The sequence below is a fragment of the Pelovirga sp. genome (assembly GCF_059864205.1).
In genome coordinates this window covers 42,331-63,560 of the sequence record NZ_JCBCBS010000005.1, presented here as the reverse complement: position 1 = coordinate 63,560, position 21,230 = coordinate 42,331, and the positions used below count along the sequence as shown (strand labels likewise).

15 protein-coding genes are annotated in these 21,230 nt (G+C 53.3%); 6 read left to right on the top strand and 9 right to left on the bottom strand.

What is annotated here, in order from left to right:
* Nucleotides 1-232 precede the first annotated feature (232 nt).
* Together purH and alr are read right to left on the bottom strand one after the other, a co-directional pair.
* Nucleotides 233-1,801 carry a bifunctional phosphoribosylaminoimidazolecarboxamide formyltransferase/IMP cyclohydrolase gene (gene purH / locus AC6F7T_RS00510; RefSeq protein WP_500715988.1) on the bottom strand — a complete coding sequence of 523 codons (1,569 nt, stop codon included), beginning with the start codon at nucleotides 1,799-1,801 and terminating at the stop codon, nucleotides 233-235.
* Between the two features lie 150 nt (nucleotides 1,802-1,951).
* The gene (gene alr / locus AC6F7T_RS00505) at nucleotides 1,952-3,139 is read right to left on the bottom strand and encodes an alanine racemase (RefSeq protein WP_500715987.1); all 1,188 of its coding nucleotides are present in this window, start codon (nucleotides 3,137-3,139) and stop codon (nucleotides 1,952-1,954) included.
* A gap of 171 nt (nucleotides 3,140-3,310) precedes the next feature.
* On the opposite strand from alr, the gene thiD reads away from it, so the two are divergent.
* Complete coding sequence (gene thiD / locus AC6F7T_RS00500; protein WP_500715986.1) at nucleotides 3,311-4,741, top strand: bifunctional hydroxymethylpyrimidine kinase/phosphomethylpyrimidine kinase; 1,431 nt, start codon at nucleotides 3,311-3,313, stop codon at nucleotides 4,739-4,741.
* A gap of 99 nt (nucleotides 4,742-4,840) precedes the next feature.
* Nucleotides 4,841-6,142, top strand: a complete 1,302-nt coding sequence (thiC, locus tag AC6F7T_RS00495) for a phosphomethylpyrimidine synthase ThiC (protein WP_500715985.1) — start codon at nucleotides 4,841-4,843, stop codon at nucleotides 6,140-6,142.
* A gap of 73 nt (nucleotides 6,143-6,215) precedes the next feature.
* On the opposite strand, the gene speA is transcribed toward thiC, so the two are convergent.
* From speA to AC6F7T_RS00480, 3 genes are all read right to left on the bottom strand, one after another.
* Nucleotides 6,216-8,123: a biosynthetic arginine decarboxylase gene (gene speA / locus AC6F7T_RS00490; RefSeq protein WP_500715984.1), complete on the bottom strand. Its 1,908-nt coding sequence runs from the start codon at nucleotides 8,121-8,123 to the stop codon at nucleotides 6,216-6,218.
* Between the two features lie 296 nt (nucleotides 8,124-8,419).
* On the bottom strand, nucleotides 8,420-9,574 hold the full coding sequence (gene nspC, locus AC6F7T_RS00485; RefSeq protein ID WP_500715983.1) for a carboxynorspermidine decarboxylase: 1,155 nt from the start codon (nucleotides 9,572-9,574) through the stop codon (nucleotides 8,420-8,422).
* Between the two features lie 3 nt (nucleotides 9,575-9,577).
* The gene (locus tag AC6F7T_RS00480) at nucleotides 9,578-10,774 is read right to left on the bottom strand and encodes a saccharopine dehydrogenase NADP-binding domain-containing protein (RefSeq protein ID WP_500715982.1); all 1,197 of its coding nucleotides are present in this window, start codon (nucleotides 10,772-10,774) and stop codon (nucleotides 9,578-9,580) included.
* A 301-nt stretch (nucleotides 10,775-11,075) separates the two neighbouring features.
* Here AC6F7T_RS00480 and AC6F7T_RS00475 point away from each other — a divergent pair, with 301 nt between their 5' ends.
* The gene (locus AC6F7T_RS00475; RefSeq protein ID WP_500715981.1) at nucleotides 11,076-12,329 is read left to right on the top strand and encodes a ChaN family lipoprotein; all 1,254 of its coding nucleotides are present in this window, start codon (nucleotides 11,076-11,078) and stop codon (nucleotides 12,327-12,329) included.
* Nucleotides 12,330-12,451: 122 nt separating this feature from the next.
* On the opposite strand, the gene AC6F7T_RS00470 is transcribed toward AC6F7T_RS00475, so the two are convergent.
* Nucleotides 12,452-13,432 (bottom strand): class II fructose-bisphosphate aldolase, encoded by a 981-nt coding sequence (locus tag AC6F7T_RS00470; RefSeq protein ID WP_500715980.1) that lies wholly within the window; start codon nucleotides 13,430-13,432, stop codon nucleotides 12,452-12,454.
* Nucleotides 13,433-13,629: 197 nt separating this feature from the next.
* Between AC6F7T_RS00470 and AC6F7T_RS00465 the strand changes: the two genes are divergently transcribed.
* On the top strand, nucleotides 13,630-15,069 hold the full coding sequence (locus AC6F7T_RS00465) for a glyceraldehyde-3-phosphate dehydrogenase (protein ID WP_500715979.1): 1,440 nt from the start codon (nucleotides 13,630-13,632) through the stop codon (nucleotides 15,067-15,069).
* Between the two features lie 97 nt (nucleotides 15,070-15,166).
* Here AC6F7T_RS00465 and katG read toward each other — a convergent pair whose 3' ends face one another.
* The 3 genes from katG to AC6F7T_RS00450 form a co-directional block, all read right to left on the bottom strand.
* Nucleotides 15,167-17,359, bottom strand: a complete 2,193-nt coding sequence (gene katG, locus AC6F7T_RS00460; protein WP_500715978.1) for a catalase/peroxidase HPI — start codon at nucleotides 17,357-17,359, stop codon at nucleotides 15,167-15,169.
* A 310-nt stretch (nucleotides 17,360-17,669) separates the two neighbouring features.
* Complete coding sequence (gene rpsU, locus AC6F7T_RS00455) at nucleotides 17,670-17,867, bottom strand: 30S ribosomal protein S21 (RefSeq protein WP_191153948.1); 198 nt, start codon at nucleotides 17,865-17,867, stop codon at nucleotides 17,670-17,672.
* A gap of 89 nt (nucleotides 17,868-17,956) precedes the next feature.
* Entirely contained in the window at nucleotides 17,957-19,084 is a 1,128-nt protein-coding gene (locus tag AC6F7T_RS00450; protein ID WP_500715977.1) for a THUMP domain-containing class I SAM-dependent RNA methyltransferase, read from the bottom strand.
* 170 nt (nucleotides 19,085-19,254) lie between these two features.
* Here AC6F7T_RS00450 and AC6F7T_RS00445 point away from each other — a divergent pair, with 170 nt between their 5' ends.
* Complete coding sequence (locus AC6F7T_RS00445) at nucleotides 19,255-19,953, top strand: PilZ domain-containing protein (protein WP_500715976.1); 699 nt, start codon at nucleotides 19,255-19,257, stop codon at nucleotides 19,951-19,953.
* A 102-nt stretch (nucleotides 19,954-20,055) separates the two neighbouring features.
* Nucleotides 20,056-21,222: a recombination-associated protein RdgC gene (rdgC, locus tag AC6F7T_RS00440; RefSeq protein ID WP_500715975.1), complete on the top strand. Its 1,167-nt coding sequence runs from the start codon at nucleotides 20,056-20,058 to the stop codon at nucleotides 21,220-21,222.
* The last annotated feature ends 8 nt before the right edge of the window (nucleotides 21,223-21,230 follow it).

Sequence of the window (21,230 nt, the reverse complement as noted above, 5' to 3'; positions counted from 1 at the left end):
GGGGGCTAGGGGGGATTTCTACCGACAGTCTCAGGCAAATCCCCCTAAGTCTCCCTTTGTCAAGGGGGACTTGGCTATTACGGAAAACAAGTACGACATCAGGAACTTTTTTTTAAGTTACTCAGAAGAAGTTACCTGCGGGCGATTCACCAACATAGGCATTGGTTGATTAATCTACCCACGTAGGGGAGATTAATCCATCCGTGTAAGGGCGATTCATGAATCGCCCTTACTAGTGACGGAAATGGCGCATCCCGGTAAACACCATGGCAATTCCATGCTCATCGGCTGCGGCAATCACCTCTTCATCACGGATAGATCCCCCGGGCTGAATCACTGCTGTCACTCCAACAGCAGCGGCATTATCGATCCCATCGCGGAACGGGAAAAAAGCATCGGAGGCCATGGCCGAACCGGCAACACTCAAGCCGGCGTGCTCAGCTTTGATGGCGGCAATGCGGGCTGAATTGACCCGGCTCATCTGCCCCGCACCAACACCAATGGTCATCCCTTCCTTGCCATAGACAATGGCGTTGGACTTGACGTATTTTGCCACCCGCCAGGCGAAGTCGAGGTTGCTCATCTCATCAGCGGTTGGCTGCCGGCGGGTCACAACCTTCAACTTGGCACTGAGCTTCAAGTCGGCATCCTGCACCAGCAAACCGCCATGCACCTTTTTGAAATCGAAACGCGCGACACTATCAGCCGGCCACTGGCCACACTCAAGCAGACGGACATTTTTTTTGGCGGCAACAACGGCTACCGCTTCCGTGGCAACCTGCGGCGCAATAATCACCTCAACAAATTGATTATCAACAATAGCTTTTGCCGTTTCAGCATCCAGCTCGCGATTGACTGCAATAATACCACCAAAAGCTGATTCCGGATCGGTAGAAAAGGCCTTGTGATAGGCCTCCAGCAGATTGTCGCCAATGGCTACCCCGCAGGGGTTGGCATGTTTGACGATAACGCAGGCCGGAGTGGCATCAAACTGTTTGACACATTCCAGGGCTGCGTCGGTATCAGCAATATTGTTGTAAGAGAGTTCTTTACCCTGCAACTGTCTGGCCGTCGCTACCGAGGCTTCGCTGAACCCTTTTTCGACGTAAAAGGCCGCTTTCTGATGAGGGTTTTCGCCGTAGCGCATCCCCTGACTGTGCTGGTATTGCAGAGTCAGACTGGCCGGGAATTCTATCACCTCACCACTTGTGCGCTGACCGAGCCAATTGGAAATGGCGCCATCGTAAGCAGCGGTATACTGATAAGCCTTGGCAGCCAGTCGGAAATTGGTCTGGGGCGACACCGCTCCAGCGCTTGATGACAACTCATCCAACACCGTGGCGTAGTCTGCCGGGTCAACCACAACGGTGACCGAACGGTTATTTTTAGCGGCGCTGCGCAACATGCTCGGGCCGCCGATATCGATATTTTCAATAGCATCTTCAAGGGTGCAGTCGGGACGCGCCACCGTCGCTTCAAAAGGATAAAGATTGACGACCACCAGATCAATCGCCTCGATGGCATGCTGTTGCATGACGGCAACATGTTCGGAATTATCCCGCAGACCAAGCAGGGCTCCGTGAACCTTGGGGTGCAAGGTCTTGACCCGGCCGTTCATCATTTCAGGAAACCCGGTATATTCAGAAACATCTGTCACAGGAATTCCAGCTTCACGTAATAGTCCGGCGGTACCGCCGGTAGAGAGAATCGTCACCCCATAATCGCCATGTAGTGTTCGAGCAAAATCAACAACACCGGTTTTATCAGACACTGATATAAGTGCGCGTTTGATGACAGCCATCCTCGTCCCTTTCTCTTTATAGATATGGTAAAATCAGTATGATAAATATGTGCTAACCTGGCCGGTACGCCCACCGGCAAAAACATACCCTCTGCCAGGAGCGGAAAAGCCGATTTATTAGCATGGTTCAGTTGCTACTGACAACCGATTTCAGGCAGAGGGCAGGTAGCGGCGCGGCACCCGGGCGGCGATACGGCAGAAAACCTCGTACGAAATCGTATCCAGCTGTGCCGCCATGGCATCGGCGCTGATAGTTAGTCCCTGCGCGCTACCTAACAGGGTGACAGAATCACCGATGGCAACATCGGCGACAGCACTGACATCGACCATGATCCAGTCCATGCAGACCCGTCCGACCACCGGTACCAGATTTCCACGCACAATAGCTTTACCAACATTGCTCAACCGACGATTGTAGCCATCCGCATAGCCAACGGGCAACACCGCCACCTTGATGGGTCGGTCGGCACGAAACGAATGCCCATAGGAAATTCCGCTGCCGGCCGGGAGTTGGCGCAACTGAGCGACACAGCTACGCAGATGCATCACCGGGCGCAAATCAAGCGTTGATGCAAAGGCATCCCCCGGCAAGCCACCATAGAGCATGATCCCAGGTCGCACCAAAGTACACTCCCGACAGTAGCGCGCAGCAATCCCGGCGCTGTTGGAGAGATGCAACTCGACCGGATTGATACCACTGGCGCGCACCAGATCAATCACCTCGAGGAAACGTTGTTGTTGGGACGCAGAAATGCCCGATGTAGGCTCGTCGGCACAGGCCAGGTGGGACATCAACCCGTGAATCACCAGCCCCGCCATCCCCTTTAATCGTGGCAGGGCAAAACGCAACTGTTGCGGGGAAAACCCCACCCGCCCCATCCCGGTGTCGACTTTGAGATGAACGCTGATCTGTTGCCGCAGTCGAACAGCTACAGCATTGAGGCGCTCTGCGGTATCCATATCAAGCAGAGCGGGCATCAGGGACTCACGGATAAAAACCTCTTCCTGACCCGGAAAACACCCTCCCAAAACGAGCAGATTTGTGTCGATTCCGGCCCGCCGCAGGGCCCGGGCCTCCTCCAGGGTGGCTACGGCGAAATCAATAATTCCAGCATCGCGCAGCGCTTTGCTTACCGGCACCGCGCCGTGACCATAGGCATCGGCCTTGACAACTGCCATCACTCGCTGGGACGGGTGCAAAAATTGATAAACCTGACCAAGATTATGCAGCAGTGCCGTCAGGTCGATATCAGTCCAGGTCGGCCTGCCTGACTGATCCAGTAGCAAGTTCTCACGCTCTTCCCTGACATTGCCGGTATGATTTGGTGAAAAAGCCATCTGATCGGGAACCCCCCATTTACGGCTAAAAAGCACAACAAAAGATTAATTGACACCAAGGTTTACAGCTGTTAGTGTTACATATTGTGGCATATCTACCCTCTTTTCGTGCAACAAAAAACCAGCCTTATCAACACGCCCAAACACGCCAGGAGCAAAGGAATATTATCGATGATTTCCGGACTCTACCTGATTACTGACGACAACCGTGATGGCCGCATCTTACACAAAGTCAAGAAAGCTTTGACCGGCGGAGCACGCATCGTCCAGTACCGTGCCAAAGATATCCACCCCGATACACGACGCGACATAGCCGAACAGCTTTGTTCCCTTTGTCATGAATATAAGGCGATGCTGGTCATCAACGATTTTCCCGAACTGGCGCGTGATGTGGATGCGGACGGGGTTCATCTCGGACAGGACGACATGCCTGTCTCTCAGGCGCGCCAGATTGTTGGTCGCAACAAACTGATCGGTATCTCGACCCATAATGTCGACGAAGCCCTCAAGGCCGAAGCACAAGGTGCTGACTATATCGCTTTCGGCAGCGTATTTCCTACATCGTCCAAAGAAAACACCACCCTCGTCGGCCTGAAAAACCTGAGCATGGTCCGCAAGGCTGTCCTCATTCCGTTGGTTGCCATTGGCGGCATGACCCCGGAAAGAGCGTCAGCAGCCATCGACGTCGGTGCCGATGCAGTCGCGGTCATTTCAGGCGTTATGGCAGACGATAATCCGGGGCGCGCAGCGCGGGAATTTGCCCTGCTGTTCAATCGCCGGTTAGCACTACCTAAAGGCAAGGTCATGACCATTGCCGGGTCCGACTCCGGCGGCGGCGCCGGAATCCAGGCGGATATTAAAACCATCACCCTGCTGGGCAGCTATGCCTCCAGCGTTTTGACTTCATTGACGGCACAGAACACCCTCGGTGTCAGTAACATTTATAGTGTTCACACAGATTTTGTGCTCCAGCAACTGGATGCGGTACTCAATGATATAGGAACTGATACCGTTAAAACCGGGATGCTCAACTGGGGGGGAATTGTCTGGCGGGTAGCCAAAGTGCTGGAAGAACGACACCTGCTTGCAGTTGTTGATCCGGTCATGGTAGCGAAAGGTGGAGCCACGCTGCTTGATCAGGAGGCGCGAGACAGTCTGATATCGCGACTTCTACCTCAGGCTTATCTGCTTACTCCCAACTTGCCGGAGGTGACCGCTATGACCGGCTTAACACCCGAAACAACGGAACAGATGATTGAGGCCGGTCGCACCTTGCAGTCTCTGGGCGTACGTAATGTGCTACTAAAGGGGGGGCACCTGCAAGGTGACGCTACCGATATTCTTCTGATTGGTGAACAGGAGCATCTGTTTACCTCACCACGGATCAACACGTCAAACACCCATGGTACCGGCTGTTCCCTGGCGGCCGCCATCGCCACCTTCCTCGCTCAGGGCTATCCGCTCAAACAGGCCGTTGAGCGCAGCAAACGTTTTGTCAACATCGCCATTGAGCATGCTGTTCCCATCGGTCAGGGCCACGGCCCGATTAATCATTTTCATGCGGCGATGCAACTCTTGCATGAAAAGGGTCCGATGGATTAAACTGCAGCCATATGCCTGCATCAGATCTGTTAACCAAACAGCGCGGCCACCCGTCTATTGTGGTTGGCGCTGTTTTTTTCTCCCCGCAAGGACAATTTAATGACTCAACTGGAGATAGCACGACAGGGGCGCATCAGCGACCTTGTTCGGCAAACTGCCGTCGCGGAAAATATCGAACCGGAACTCCTGCGTCAGAAAGTTGCTGCCGGTACGGCGGTGATCTGCCGCAATAATAAACACCTCAACGCCCGCCCTCTGGCGGTCGGCGAAGGCCTGCGCACCAAAACCAACGCCAACATCGGCACCAGCGGCGACGATACCAGCATTGACAAAGAGCTGGAAAAAGCCAAGGTCGCCGCAGCTGCCGGGGCAGATGCGTTGATGGATCTGTCGACCGGAGGCCCCATCGATGACATCCGTGCTGCCATCATTGCCGAAACTGATCTCTGTATCGGCAGCGTCCCCCTCTATCAGGCCGCCTGTGATGCCGTGCTGCGTCAGGGCAAGCCGATTGTCGACATGACGGTTGAAGATATTTTTGACGGGGTCAAAAAACACCTGGACGATGGCGTCGATTTTATCACCGTCCACTGTGGCGTTACCAGAGAGACAGTCGCGCGCATGGAGCGTGAAGGGCGCCTGCTTGAGGTTGTTTCGCGCGGCGGTTCCTTCACCGTCGAGTGGATGCTCCACAATAACGCGGAAAACCCTTTGTATGAGTATTATGATCGCCTGCTTGAACTGGTGCGCCCCTATGATGCGGTGTTATCCCTCGGTGACGGTTTCCGCCCCGGCTGCCTCGCCGATGCCACCGACCGTGCCCAGGTTCAGGAGCTGATTATCCTTGGTGAGTTGACCCAGCGTGCCCAGGAGGCCGGCATCCAGGTCATGATCGAAGGCCCCGGCCATGTTCCCCTCGATCAGATTGAGGCCAACATCAAGCTGCAGAAACGTCTGTGTCATGGCGCCCCATTTTATGTTCTTGGCCCCCTGGTGACTGATATCGCCCCCGGCTATGACCATATCACCGCGGCCATCGGTGGTACTGTCGCGGGCGCAGCCGGTGCCGATTTCCTCTGCTACGTCACGCCGAGCGAGCATCTGCGACTACCAACGGTTGAAGATGTCCACGAAGGGGTGATGGCGGTACGGATTGCTGCACACGCCGCCGACATTGTCAAAAAGATCCCGGGAGCCATGGAAAAAGACAACGCCATGGCCCGCTTCCGTAAAAAACTCGACTGGGAAGGACAGTTCTCCGTTGCCATCGACCCGGACAAAGCCCGCCGTATCCGCAAGGAGTCGGGAGTGGATGAAAGTCACGGTGCCTGCACGATGTGCGGAGCCCTGTGTGCCTACAAGGTCATGAACGAAAGAAAACAGGAAAAAGCCGGCAGCTGAAAGATGTAGCCACAAACCCTTATTAGCCCATAAAAAAGCCCGCGTCATGCGGGCTTTTTTGTTGCCGATGGCCCTACTCACCCATGTACGTGTACGACACCAGCGTCCGATCGAGCAGTTCAATAAAATGACTGCTCTGCTCAATACTGATTTTGCGCGATGCGACACTTTTTTCCAGGGTATCACGCACGTGCTTGAGAATTTCCGGTCCCTTGTACTGCACGTACTTGAGGCTTTCCCACACCGCGTCGCCGCTGATCACCGTATCGATCTTGTAACCGGTTTTGCGGTTAAAGGTCACGTGCACGGCATTGGTATCACCGAACAGGTTGTGCATATCGCCAAGAATTTCCTGATAGGCGCCAATCAGAAAGAAGCCGATGTAGTAATCCTCGTCCTTTTTAACCTTGTGCAGCGGCAGAAATTTGGTGCGTCCATTTTCACCGACAAAACTGGTGATCTCACCATCGGAGTCGCAGGTGATGTCGGCAATCGACGCATTGATCTCCGGTTTCTGCTGCAGGCGCTGAATCGGCATGATCGGAAACAGCTGATCGATGGCCCAGGAATCGGGAATCGACTGAAACAGGGAGAAGTTGGCAAAACAGGTCTGACGTAACGACAACTGAAAATTCTGCAATTCTTCCGGTACCAGCTTCAAGCGCTCAACGATACTGTTGATCTTCTGGAAAATCTTGAAACACAGCCACTCGGCCACCGCCCGGTCATGGAGGTTAAGATAGCCCAGGTTAAACAGGCTGACCGCCTCCTGAATCAGCTGCAGGGTATCGTGGTAATCTTCGCGCAATGAATGACGGTCGATGCTCTTGTAGATATCAACCAGTTTTTTAACCGTCGGCGCAAGCTTTTCTGTCGAATCCAGCACCTCTTCAAAATCCGGCGTCAAGCTCTGAGCGTTGGTATTCAGGGCATTGGTCACCAGCACCGAATAGTGGGCGACGATCGCCCGCCCGGATTCGGAAATAATGTTGGGACAACGGACTCCGGCATCATCACAGATATTTTTAATCTGATAGACAACGTCGTTGGCATACTCCTCGACCGAGTAATTGGCACTGGAAAAATAACTCGACTTGCTGCCGTCATAGTCAACGCCGAGGCCGCCACCGATATCGACGTACTCCAGATTGACCCCGAGTTTACACATCTCGGCATAGACGCGGGTTCCCTCAATCAGGGCGGACTTGATCTTGTCGATTTTAGTGATCTGGCTGCCGATATGAAAGTGCAGCAGATTCAAACTCTCGAGCATGTTCTCTTCGCGCAACAGCTCGATAGCTGTCATGATTTCGGAGATGCGCAAACCGAACTTCGCACCATCACCGCCGGAGGTCGCCCATTTGCCAGTACCTTTTGAAGACAGCTTCACCCGCACACCAAGCTTTGGGGAAATACCGATCTCGCGCGCCAGAGCAATGATTTTTTCCAGCTCGAACAGCTTCTCAACGACGATGGTGATGTCGTAACCAAGACGGGTCGCATAAAGAACCGTTTCAATAAATGCGTGATCCTTGTAGCCATTACAGATAATCGGGATATCCTTGCCGGTGGCAAAGGAAATGGCAATCAGTAGTTCCGGCTTGGAGCCAACCTCCAGACCGATATTGTAGCGCTTACCAAACTGGGTGATGGCCTCAACCACCTGACGCTGCTGATTAACCTTGATCGGATAGAAGGTACGATACTCGGCCGGATAGTCATTGTCGCTGATGGAACTTCTGAAGGCGCGATTGATAGCAGAGATGCGCCCTTCGAGAACGTCCATAAAACGCAGCAGGATCGGTGGCTTGATTTTGCGCTTGATCAGGTCGTCAATCAGGACGCGCAGGTCGATGGAATATTTCGAGTTCGGCGAGGGATGAACACAGACGTTCCCCTTACGATTGATCGAAAAGAGATCGGCACCCCAGTTGCTTAGGTTGTAGAGTTTGTCGGAACTTGCAGTACTCCATTTTTCCATGAACGGAACCTTTCATGATGGTGATGTCCGGCCACAGGGAGGTGGTGGATCGGACCCTTGTTCTTATCATAACCAAAATCGGCAACCACTAATGACGATGACCGATTCCGTCCAACTATCAATAGCAAAAAACCTTGTAACTGTTCAGCAGCGGATCGGGGATCCTATGTCAAGGGACGCTTTTCGTCATCCATGACCGCTTGTTGTCGCCGTCCATGGCGACAAACACCCTTGCCACAGGAGCCAAAGGCCCTGCGCAAGGATAGTACTGAATAGTTACAAAACTTTTAGACCAATCAACCGAGGCGACTTCTGAAATCGACATAACCAAAACGGCGCACCACCGTCAATTCACCCGTATCAGGCTCATAGGTACATAAGTGTGGATGCTGAATGCCGTTGAAGGTCGTGGTTTTGACCGTAGTGTAATGAGCCATATCCTCAAACGCCAGGCGGCTACCGACCGCCAGAGGCTGATCAAACGACCAATCGCCGATGACATCGCCGGCCAGACAGGATGGCCCACCGAGACGATAGGTAAAAGGTTTTTCCTGCGGCGCACCGGCACCATGGATTTCCGGACGGTAGGGCATTTCCAGCACATCCGGCATATGGCAGGTCGCCGATACATCGAGAATTGCGTTATCAACCTCATTGTGCACCAGATCAAGAACTTCGCCGACCAGCAGGCCGGTGCCGATGACGACCGCCTCGCCCGGCTCAAGATACACATCAATCCCGTATTTGTTCTGATAATACCGGATCAGCCCGATCAGCCCGTCAATATCGTACCCCGCACGGGTGATATGATGACCACCACCAAAATTGACCCACTTCAGCCGCGGCAGGAACGCGCCGAATTTTTCTTCAAACACTGCAGCAGTGCGCGCCAGCGGCTCGAACAACTGCTCACACAGGGTGTGAAAATGCAGCCCGTCAACGCCATCAAGGGAGCGCCCGTCAAATTCTGCCCGTGGTATCCCCAGCCGCGACTTGGGCGCACAGGGATCATAGAGGGGCACCGCTCCTTCCGAATGCTGTGGGTTAACGCGCAGGCCAATGGACACACGCCCTTGTGTTTTTTCCCACAGGGGACGAAACCGCTCCAGTTGGGAAAAAGAATTAAACACCAGGTGGTCAGAGATGGCGAGCAACTCCTCGACATCCGCTTCCTTGAAGGCAGCGGAGAAGGAATGCACCTCACCGCCGAACTCCTCACGGCCAAGGCGCGCCTCCCAGGGGGAACTGGCACAGACCCCTTTCAGGGTCTGGGCCATCAGGGGAAACAGCGGCCAAAAGGAAAAAGCCTTGAGGGCAAAAAGAATCTTTGCCCCGCTACGCTGCTGCACGTCATCAAGAATCGCAAGATTATGGCGCAAGCGCCCCAGATCGATGACATAGGCAGGCGACGGCGCCAGCTTCAGGATGTTGGGAATGTCGATACCGGTCACCTGCTACAGCTCCGGCCACTGACCTTCAACAACCGTGTACGGTAGCCCCATCGGGCCCAGCTCGGCAAGGAAAACCTCCGGGTCAAACTGCTCCATGTTCCAAACGCCTAGGGCGTGCCATTTGCCGGTCACCATCATGATGCCGCCGACCACCGCCGGGACCCCGGTGGTATAGCTGATCGCCTGGGAATTGGTTTCCCGGTAGCAAGCCTGGTGATCACAAATATTGTAGATGTAGACCTGTTTACGCTGACCATTTTTGGTTCCACGGGCAATCACGCCGATACAGGTTTTACCTTTGGTCAAAGGACCGAGACTGGCCGGATCAGGGAGTAGTGCTTTGAGAAACTGGATCGGCACAATCTTCTGCCCCTGGAATTCAACCTCGTCGATACGCGTCATGCCGACATTCTGCAACACCTCCAGATGTTTGAGATAGTTGTCGGAAAAGGTCATCCAGAATTGGGCTTTTTTGATGGTCGGGATATGCTTGACCAGCGATTCCATTTCTTCGTGATAGAGCCGATAAATGTTCATCGGTCCGATCCCTTCAGGGAAATCAAAAACCCGCCTGGTCGAGAGCGGTGCCGATTCGACCCACTGATCATGCTCCCAGTGCCGGCAAGTGGCAGTTATCTCGCGGATATTGATTTCCGGGTTGAAATTGGTCGCAAATGGTAAACCGTGATTCCCGGCATTGGCATCAATAATGTCGATTTCCTCCACCACATCAAGGTATTTTTTTGCTGCCAGAGCAGTGAAAACATTGGTCACTCCAGGGTCAAAACCGCTGCCCAACAGTGCCATCACCCCTTTTTCCTTAAAACGGTCATGGTAGGCCCACTGCCAACTGTACTCAAATTTTGCCGTTTCGTGCGGCTCAAAGTTGGCCGTGTCAAGATAATCAACGCCGGTCTCAAGGCAAGCGTCCATAATCGTCAGATCCTGATAGGGTAAGGCGACATTGATCAGCAGTTGCGGTTGTTCGCGCTTGATCAGGGCGACCAATTCAGGCACATTATCAGCATCAACCTGCGCCGTTTTAACTGTTACATCCTTGATTTCTGCAGCAATTTCGTCACACTTAGATTTGGTCCGCGAAGCCAGAGTAATGGCGGAAAAAATATCCTTGCGCTGAGCGCATTTATGGACAACGACGCGACCGACACCGCCGGCACCGATAATCAGAACCTTGCTCATTTTCATCTCCCTTGCGTTTGCAGAAAAGTCACCAACGCCCGTGCGAACACATAAACCACCGGCGAAACGCCGCTTTTCCCATGAATCCAAGAACTAAAGACAATCTATGAATCTACCTTTCCTGTAAACCCTGTCAATAGAAAACAACGGCTACCCCCCAAAACCTGAAACATCCTGCATTGTCCGGCAAACCCAAGCTTATACCGGCCTACGACCCCTTGAATCGCCAGAGGGGTTTATGGTGTAATCTTTTTTATCGTCAAGATCAGAACCTTTACTCATTTTCCGACAGGTTGTTATCGTGTATCTGCTGATCCGTTTAGTGTCTTTTGTCTTCTTGCTGATGTTGTTGAGTGCCTGTACCATGACCAATATAACCCCTCAGCCCACTGCCACCGCCCGGCAGCCGTACCCACTGTCACAACCAATCGTCGCCGGCGACATATTTCATCTGCCCAGCGGATTCCGGGTCTCCGACGAAACCGTTATTGATCATGCCCTGCGAGCTCAGGTCATCTACGTTGGTGAAACCCACGATAACCCGGCATCACACCGTGTCCAGGAAAAAATTCTCCGGGCACTGGCAACAGACAATCCAGACAGGATCGCCCTGGGAATGGAAATGTTCACGCCGTCACAACAACCGGTCCTTGATCAATGGAGTGCCGGTGAACTGAGCGAGAAAGAGTTCTTAAGGCAGGTGGATTGGCATTCAACCTGGAAAATTGACTTTGCCCTTTACCGCGACCTGCTGCTTTTCTGTCGGGATCAGGGCATAAAAATTCTCGCTCTGAACGCCGAGCCCTTAACCAGACAACTTCTCAGTAGAACAGCAATCGAGGATCTCTCCGCAGAAGACCAAGCCCGATTACCGGAAATGGACTTCGACGACCCGCACTATCGTGCCATGCTAAGCGCCTTCATGTCGGGACATCCCATGGGGCACGGCAACTTGAGCGGATTCGAAAGGGTGCAAACCCTCTGGGATGAGACCATGGCTGCCCATCTGGCAGACTATCTGAGCACCAAAAACTCAAATCACCAGGTCATGGTTGTTGCCGGAAGCAACCATATCCAATATGGTTTTGGAATTCCTCGGCGCCTGTTCCGGCGCTTGCCAGTCAGCTATCTGCTCATCGGCACGACCGAAACAGAGGAGTCCAAAACACTCAACCCGGACCGCATCATGAAGGTCGATACCCCGGAATATCCGCTGCTTCCATATCACTTTCTCTATGTTACTGAATACGAGAAGTTGCTGCGGGTGGGAGTCAAGCTTGGGGTGGTTATAACACCGGGTACCGCTGAGCAACAGGGAGTCCTTATCGACAAGCTGTTGCCCGATTCAGCTGCAGCGGCACATGACCTGCGTAGCGGTGACATCCTGCTACGGATAGATGGAGAAATCCTCACCGACAGACTGGATCTGACCTATGCCCTGGCTGACAAACAGATTGGCGACAAGGCAACCTTTGAACTATTGCGTGACAACAGAGAAATCACGATTGACGTTGAATTTACTGCTGAGAACCAGCAATCACCCAAAATGCCGTAACATCCGGTGAATAAAAAACCGCCACTCCGGAGGGAGGCAGAAAAGCTCAACCCGGACTGGCGGCTAATTCGGTAAAGGCAACAACCCTTTTAAAAAGATCGTTTACAGCTAGGTTACAGTTACTAAGCGCGCCCGGCACTCCCCAGCACCGCCTCATTCTTATGCTTGATCAGCTTGATCAGTTCCTTGCGCGCCGCGCCCAGGTACTTGCGCGGATCAAACTCACCGGGATCATTGGCCAGATATTCACGAATCTTCGCCGTCACGGCCAGACGGCCATCGGAATCAATATTGATTTTGCAAACGGCACTCGCCGCGGCACGACGCAACTGATCCTCCGAGACGCCGACGGCCCCCTCGAGTCTACCGCCGTACTGGTTGATCAGTTCGACATACTCGGGCACAACACTCGATGCTCCATGCAGAACGATAGGAAAGCCGGGGATGCGTCTTTCAATTTCTTCAAGGATATCAAAACGCAGAGGGGGTGGCTCTTCACCGGGTTTGACCTTGAATTTGAACGCCCCATGGCTGGTACCGATGGAGATGGCCAGGGAATCAACACCGGTCTTGCTGACAAAATCCTCCACCTCGTCTGGCTGGGTATAGGTCGAATGCTCGGCAACCACCTCATCCTCGATCCCGGCGAGAACACCCAGTTCGCCCTCAACTGTCACATCATGGGCGCGGGCGTATTCCACCACCTTGCGGGTCAGGGCGACGTTTTCCTCGTAAGGCAGATGAGAACCATCAATCATCACCGAGGAAAAACCGGATTCGATGCAGCTTTTGCAGGTGTCAAAGGTATCACCATGATCGAGATGGAGAACAATAGGAATTTCTGATCCCATCTCGCGCGCCATGCGCACCGCACCCATAGCCATATACCGTAACATGGTTTCGTTGGCGTAACTGCGAGCCCCCTTACTGACCTGTATAATGACGGGAGAGTTAGTTTCTGCACAAGCCACAACAATTGCCTGAAGTTGCTCCAGGTTATTGAAATTATATGCTGGTATTGCATAACCGCCTGACACTGCAGCCTTGAACAAATCACGCGAATTTACCAGTCCCAGATCCCGATAGTTCACCACATCAGCCATGAATGATTCCTCCATATCAGTATAGATGAAGAGCATTATCCGGATAGAGTCATACCACACCGCCAACGCCCGGTTTAGAGCCTGCAAATTGTTGCAATAGCAATTTGGATCTTTTACTATACGCTTGATTTTAACGGTTGGTATATCACATATTGTTAAAGACTTAAAAAACATTCGCAACACGAAAGGAAACGACCATGGGTGAGACAGTGGTAGGGGACTATTTCAAGGACTGGAAAGAGCGGGAGGCCATTGCCGAACTGATGATTCCGCTGATTGGCAAGCTGTACCGCGATCACGAAGTCATTTGCACCGTTTTTGACCGCAACCTCGTTAATCAGTCAACCATCGACATTCTTCGTGTTCATCGCTTTGCGCGGCAGATCATCAACCGGGAAATCTGGGTCAAGGATACCTATCCCATTCTGCAGGTCATGGCAGAGATGGATCTGGCTCCGGCCAAGGTCGATCTGGCCAAACTGGTTCTGCGCTATAGGGAACAATCAGGCAGGGACATCCGCACTTTTGTTAGTGAACAACTAAAAGGCCTGGATACCGGCAAGAGGCATCAGCTCAGTGCTCCCCGCGACGTTGTCCTCTACGGTTTTGGCCGGATCGGACGGCTGCTGGCGCGCATCCTTATTGAGCAGGCCGGTGGTGGCGACAAGTTGCGTCTGCGCGCGGCTGTCGTGCGTAAAGGCAGCGATGATGATCTCGCCAAACGCGCCAGTCTGCTGCGCCGCGATTCAGTTCATGGCCACTTTAAAGGCACCATTGTTGTTGACCAAGCACAGAGCTCGATTGTTGCCAACGGCAACCAGATCCGCATCATTTACGCCGATTCACCGGAAGAAATCGACTACACCAGCTACGGCATTAACAATGCCATCGTCATTGACAATACCGGCAAGTGGCGCGACCGCGCCGGGTTGTCACGCCATCTGCGTCCCGGCGCAACCCAGGTGCTACTGACCGCACCGGGCAAAGGGGATATTCCCAATGTCGTCTACGGCGTCAACAATGATCTGCTGGAAAGTGGCGATGCAGTCCTTTCGGCAGCCAGCTGCACCACCAACGCTATTGTTCCGGTTCTTAAGGCTATCAACGACCGCTTCGGTATCGAAAACGGACATGTCGAAACCTGCCACAGCTACACTAACGACCAGAACCTGATCGATAACTATCACAACAAAGAACGGCGTGGGCGCAGTGCCCCGTTAAACATGGTCATCACTGAAACCGGCGCCGCCAAAGCGGTAGCCAAGGCGTTGCCGGAACTGGCCGGCAAACTCACCGGCAACGCCATCCGCGTCCCAACCCCCAACGTCTCCCTGGCGATTCTCAATCTGACATTGAATCTGGAAACCAGTGTTGAAGAGATTAATCTGTACCTGCGCGGCATGTCGTTGGAATCACCTTTGCAGGACCAGATCGACTACACCAATTCCCCGGAAGCCGTCTCCACCGACATGGTTGGTTCCAGCTACGCCGGTATCGTTGATTCCCTCGCCACCATCGTCCAGGGAAACCGCTGCGTTCTCTATATCTGGTACGACAATGAATACGGCTACAGCCATCAGGTGGTGAGAATTGTTGAGAAGGTGTCGGGACTGAATCTGGAGACCTGGCCGAAGTAATTCGGGGCCTTGAATGCGCCGAATACCTTATAAACAAAGCGGGATTCCGTCTCCGGGATCCCGCTTTGTTTCTTGGCTTTCATTTAAAACGTTACTTTTACGCCAGATCAAACCGATCCAGACTCATCACCTTGGTCCAGGCGGCCACGAAATCCTTGACGAATTTTTCTTTGGCATCGCTTTGGGCGTAGACTTCGGCCAGGGCACGCAGTTGTGAGTTGGAGCCGAAGACCAGATCGACACGTGTACCGGTCCATTTGAGTTCACCGGTTTTACGGTCGCGCCCCTCAAACACATCTCCAGCTTCTGATACCGGCTTCCAGACGGTGCTCATATCGATCAGGTTAGTAAAGAAATCGTTGTTCAGGACGCCCACCTGCCGGGTGAATACACCATGCTGTGATTGATCGGCATTAGCACCGAGCATCCGCAAACCGCCAACCAATACCGTCATTTCCGGCGCACTCAAGGTCAGCAATTGAGCCTTATCAACCAGCATATGTTCAGCTGGTACAGTGTAAGCGGTTTTCTGATAGTTGCGGAAACCATCGGCCTCCGGCTCAAGAAAATTGAAGGATTCGACATCGGTCTGTTCCTGAGTCGCGTCGGTGCGTCCTGGAGTAAACGGAACCTCAACATCAAAGCCACCGGCCTTGGCCGCAGCCTCAACAGCGACACCACCAGCCAGGACGATCAGATCAGCGATAGAAACTTTCTTGCCGTCGGTCTGGGCGGCGTTGAACTCCTGCTGAACCTTTTCCAGAGCTCCCAGCACCTTGGCCAACTGCGTCGGCTGATTAACGCTCCAGTCCTTCTGCGGAGCCAGACGCAGCCGTGCACCATTAGCGCCACCGCGCTTATCAGAACCGCGGAAGGTCGATGCGGAGGCCCAGGCAGTTGAAACCATCTCGGCAACAGAAAGGCCGGCATCAAGAATTTTTGCTTTCAATCCGGCAATGTCAGCAGCATCAACCAGCGGGTGATCGGCGGCGGGGAGCGGATCCTGCCAGATCAGATCTTCCTGGGGCACTTCCGCTCCCAGGTAACGTGCCTTGGGCCCCATATCACGGTGGGTCAATTTGAACCAGGCGCGGGAAAAAGCATCAGCAAAGGCTTCCGGATCCTGGTGAAAACGGCGCGAGATCGGTTCGTAAAGCGGATCGAAACGCAACGATAGATCAGCTGTGGTCATCATGGGACGATGTTTTTTCGACGGATCGTGAGCATCGACGATCATGTGTTCGTCTTTGACATCCTTGGCAAGCCACTGATTGGCTCCAGCCGGGCTTTTGACCAGCTCCCACTCATAGCCGAAGAGCATATCAAAGTAACCGTTGTCCCAGGTGGTGGGATTGGGTTTCCAGGCCCCTTCAATACCGCTGGTGATAGTGTCACCACCTTTACCACTACCAAAACTGTTTTTCCAACCAAACCCTTGCTCTTCAAGGGGGGAGGCCTCCGGCTCCGGACCTACATGCTTGGCATCGCCGGCGCCATGACACTTACCAAAGGTATGTCCACCCGCCGTTAAAGCAACAGTTTCTTCATCGTTCATCCCCATACGGGCGAAAGTTTCACGCACGTCCCTACCAGAAGCCACCGGATCAGGGTTACCATTCGGACCTTCAGGATTGACATAAATCAACCCCATCTGCACTGCAGCCAGGGGGTTTTCGAGCTCACGATCACCACTGTAACGTTTGTCACCCAGCCATTCAGCTTCGCAACCCCAATAAATGTCCTCTTCCGGCTGCCAGATGTCTTCACGACCACCGCCAAACCCGAAGGTTTTAAAACCCATTGATTCCAGTGCGCAGTTACCCGCCAGGATAATCAGATCAGCCCAGGAAATCTTGTTGCCGTACTTCTGCTTGACCGGCCACAGCAGGCGCCGCGCCTTGTCGAGGTTGCCGTTATCGGGCCAGCTGTTGATCGGGGCGAAACGCTGGTTACCGGTACCGCCGCCGCCACGGCCATCACCACTACGATAACTGCCGGCACTGTGCCAGGCCATGCGGATCATCAGCCCGCCGTAGTGTCCCCAGTCGGCCGGCCACCATTCCTGCGAGTCGGTCATCACGGCCACCAGATCTTTTTTAACCGCAGCCAAATCCAGCTTTTTGAATTCCTCAGCATAATTGAAGTCGGATCCCATGGGATTGGAAGCCGGTGCATGCTGGTGCAGAATCCCCAGATTCAATTGATTAGGCCACCAGTCACGATTGGTCGGCCCCTGGCCGGCGACTGTACTGCCAACTTTACCGGTAACCGGACACCTTGGTTCGCTCATTTGTCTCTCCTTTGTTAGGTGGTTTGCTATTGAATATAATGAGTGCTCCCTGTTTAAACCGTTTGCACAGCGAATAACAGCACACACAGATTAAAAGATTGTATCATCTTCCCGATCGATTACACGATCATCGCGAAAAAAACGAATTCATTGACAATCTCAATTCACCTATCAAGAATAATTACGAACTAGGAATATAACTGCAGCCTATTCGCCTGTCAAGGCGCTGGAAGCAAAAAAGCGGAGAACCCTTTTGTCGGATTCTCCGCTTTTTTATCGTGCTGATGAATTACTTTAACGCCTTGACCGATCAGGCAAACCGCTTGATGGCGCGCATTTTCTTGCGCAGTCGACGTTGGGCTTCTTTCTCTTTGCGCTTACGCTTGATACTTGGTTTTTCGTAAAACTTGCGCTGCTTCATTTCACGGAAAAGCCCTTCCTGCTGCAACTTACGCTTCAGGACTTTAATCGCCTTTTCGACGTTGCCGTCGATAACAGTGATTTCCACGAACAATCACCCCACTTTCTTCTCGATCTTTGCAGAAACTTATTGCTGCTGCAAGAGGTGGGTCTTATACACTCTTAACCCTTGGCAAGTCAAGGGGATTCCCCCGGCTCTTTAATATAGAGAAAAACCCGGATGCCGCCATGAGAAAAACCGATCAGAGGTTTTATGTGCAGTTTTTTCATCTGCACAGCAACCGTTTCGGGACACAACAGAGCACACTTCCAACGTGCGAACGCACCACCACACAGATGTTCAATATCACGATAAAATAATCGCAGGTCCGTACTGCCGCCCAGGCGGGCACCGTATGGCGGGTTGCCGATCAACAATCCGCAATCCCCCGGCGGCACCAGCTCCTGCAGTTTTCCTTCGTTGATCTCAACAGCAGGGCCCAGATCTGCGCGCTCAAGATTGGCGCGCGCGGCCAGGATCGCCCTGGGATTCGTGTCGACACCATAAATAGCAGCATGACCACAACATCGTTCCCCTTCCTTGGCCGCAATCAGCAACTGCCGCCACAAGTGCTCACGGTACTTTGGCCAGCGCATAAATGAAAAATCGCGCCGGGTTCCGGGTGGCCTGTTCGCGGCGATCAGTCCCGCTTCAATGACAAAGGTACCGGAACCGGTCATCATATCGACCAGGGGCATTGAACCATCATAACCACAAGCCAATAATGCCGCGGCAGCGAGATTCTCGCGCAAGGGCGCAGCGCTGCGCGCCTGGCGATAACCACGGCGGTGCAGATGTTCGCCGGAACTGTCAATGGAGATCACGACATGGTCACCACTGATCCGCAACAGGACCATCTGCGCCGGGCCGGCGCCCACCACTGATGATCCTAATGCTGTACTGATGGCTTCCCGGCACACCTCGACGATGCGCCCGGTGTGCGATAAGCGTGAACGCTGGCTGGCCGCCCGGACATCGCATGCTGTCCCGGGTTTGATGTAGCGCCCCCAGGGCAGGCGTACCAGACGCTGAAACAGGGTCGGGAAATCGCGGGCAGTCAGCGATCCCAGACGCACCAGAATGCGGTTTGCGCTACGCAACCAGAGGTTGGCCAGGTAGATATCACGGACCCCACCGCTAGTAAAACCGACCCCACCCTTTACCGGCTCCTGGGGGCACAAACCCAACCCGACAAGCTCCTGAAAACAGATGGCCTCAAGTCCGGGAGGCGTAACCGCAAAGCAATCTCTTGGTGAATCTTTCATGATCAAACCTTTCGCCGGCACAGCAACAGAAACTCCTACGCAGATAGATACAGACAGTAACAATCTGCAGTTATTGAAAAAAGAGAAATACGTACCCCCCATGGCCTTTTTTATGTGATATAAGAGGGAAAATCAGCCGTCAGAACCAGAACGAGCAAACGGAAATACAGATGAATTTCAAACGTTACTTCAAAACTGATCAGCAACTCGTTCTGCAACATCAGAACGATCAATCGTCAGCCACCAGGCGTACCGAGTTGCTGATTGTTTCTGTGGCAGAGGTGGAAGGCAACCAGCTGATCGTCAACTCCCCCTATGGCAGCGACGTTGTTGAGCACTACGCCATCTCCCCCGACACGGTTATAGAAGTCACCACTGACGTGATGGGAATGGGTGCCCGTGTCAGTGGCCACCTTGAAAAAAAACTCAGCAACAATCAGTTTGCCATCTCGCTTAATTATGACATGTCGCTGTTTCAGCGCCGCGTCAAAGAACGCCTGAATTGTGATTTAGGTATTCGTTTCAGTCGCAGCGCAAAGACCTTACCGGCCATGCGTTCGATCTGGGAAAAAAACCTCAAGGTTCTCTATAGCCCGGAAGCGCCGCTGATTTTTCAGGGATTTCGCCCTTGCCAGGTCAATATCAGTGCCGGCGGAATCCGCTTTGCCATGAAACCGGCAGCCAATCAGGGGGATCTGTGCCTGATTCTGATCCACCTGGATGATAGCAAACCACCTGTCTGTGTCATAGCTGAAGTCGTTTGGAGTTGCATGATCGACGAAGAGGCCGCCACCACCGGCATGCGCTTTATCAATATTCTCCACCACGACCAAGAGCGCATCAATGCCTTCATCAGGAAAAATCGATAAAGGCTCTTTTTCCACCTACAGGGAGCAAGAACCCTTGTTTTTGCATTGCAGTCTGATCTATCAGTTGGACACTCCAAACTACTTTCATTAAAGGATTTTTTCATGGGCTTTTTGTCTGCCTCTAGCAGTATTTGTTATTTTCAGGTCAAGGGCGCCGAAGAACTTCAGAACAATGATGATCTTATCAGCAGCAAACTTGCCGCTGAAGGCTTCCGTTCCATCGAACAATCGGCCGAAGAACTGGCGACCGGCTGGGTGGCCTTTGACGATGATGAGGACAGCGAATTCAACACAATCAGAAGCTATCGCCGGGATCAGTATCTCTGCTTCAGCCTGCGTCAGGATCGCCGCCGCGTACCTGGAGCACTACTCAAGCGTCACTTTGGTCATCTCTGCGGGCAGTTTCTGGCAGCGCACCCGACCTATCAACGAGTTCCCAAATCCCAGCGCGAACTACTGCGCGATCAGGCGCGCGATGCCCTTCTCGCCCGTACCCTGCCAACCCCTGCTGTAACCAATCTGGTCTGGGACACTCATCTGCAACTGATCCGTTTCTGCTCGTTGGGAAAAAACGCACTCGATAGCTTCCAGAGCCTTTTTCACCAAACATTTCCCGGCCTGCGCCTGCAGCTCCTGCCACCACTGGAGCGTGCCGCCCGGGTGCTGCCTGAAGAATTACGGCCCGCCCTTGGCAAGGCCAACCAGGCCCAAACAGACAGCACCCTGGAACTGATTGAGGCCAATCGCTGGCTGGGCAGTGATTTTCTCTACTGGCTTTTTTATCGCACACTCAACTCCGACTCCAACTATGGCATCAGTGTGCCCGGTCCCTTGCTGGAACAGCAACCCTTCAACGCATTTCTCGACAACCGCCTGGTGCTGGTGGGTGGTGGCCAGGAAGGGATACAAAAAATCGTTGTCGCCGGTCCGCAGGATCGTTTCCTTGAAGTGAAGGCCGCCCTGGCCCAGGGAAAACAGATTGAAGAGGCGACCATCCACCTGCGCCTGGACGAAGATCACGCCTGGAAACTGACCCTCAAAGGGGAGCGGTTTTCTTTTGGGAATTTTCTCACGCCGATGTTGCGCCCGGAAAAAGATGCGGATACGGATCCAGCTGCTGAGGCTGAGGCAGCTTTTTTGACCAAGATAGCTGCGGTACAAGAAGGTGAGCAAATGGTCGATAGTCTGTTAAAATTATTCCTCAGCATGCGTCTTTCACCCGACTGGGCGACGGAAGAGGCCAAAATTTCTAGCTGGCTGAAGGAATAAGCTTCGAC

Bases quoted from the DNA above. Each gene is read 5' to 3' on its own strand.
- AC6F7T_RS00470 (WP_500715980.1), bottom strand. From the start codon at position 13,432: ATGGCTGATGTGGTGAACTATCGGGATCTGGGACTGGTAAATTCGCGT.
- AC6F7T_RS00450 (WP_500715977.1), bottom strand. From the start codon at position 19,084: ATGAAAGATTCACCAAGAGATTGCTTTGCGGTTACGCCTCCCGGACTT.
- alr (WP_500715987.1), bottom strand. From the start codon at position 3,139: ATGGCTTTTTCACCAAATCATACCGGCAATGTCAGGGAAGAGCGTGAG.
- speA (WP_500715984.1), bottom strand. From the start codon at position 8,123: ATGGAAAAATGGAGTACTGCAAGTTCCGACAAACTCTACAACCTAAGC.
- rdgC (WP_500715975.1), top strand. From the start codon at position 20,056: ATGGGCTTTTTGTCTGCCTCTAGCAGTATTTGTTATTTTCAGGTCAAG.
- thiC (WP_500715985.1), top strand. From the start codon at position 4,841: ATGACTCAACTGGAGATAGCACGACAGGGGCGCATCAGCGACCTTGTT.
- AC6F7T_RS00445 (WP_500715976.1), top strand. From the start codon at position 19,255: ATGAATTTCAAACGTTACTTCAAAACTGATCAGCAACTCGTTCTGCAA.
- AC6F7T_RS00480 (WP_500715982.1), bottom strand. From the start codon at position 10,774: ATGAGCAAGGTTCTGATTATCGGTGCCGGCGGTGTCGGTCGCGTCGTT.
- purH (WP_500715988.1), bottom strand. From the start codon at position 1,801: ATGGCTGTCATCAAACGCGCACTTATATCAGTGTCTGATAAAACCGGT.
- AC6F7T_RS00465 (WP_500715979.1), top strand. From the start codon at position 13,630: ATGGGTGAGACAGTGGTAGGGGACTATTTCAAGGACTGGAAAGAGCGG.
- thiD (WP_500715986.1), top strand. From the start codon at position 3,311: ATGATTTCCGGACTCTACCTGATTACTGACGACAACCGTGATGGCCGC.
- katG (WP_500715978.1), bottom strand. From the start codon at position 17,359: ATGAGCGAACCAAGGTGTCCGGTTACCGGTAAAGTTGGCAGTACAGTC.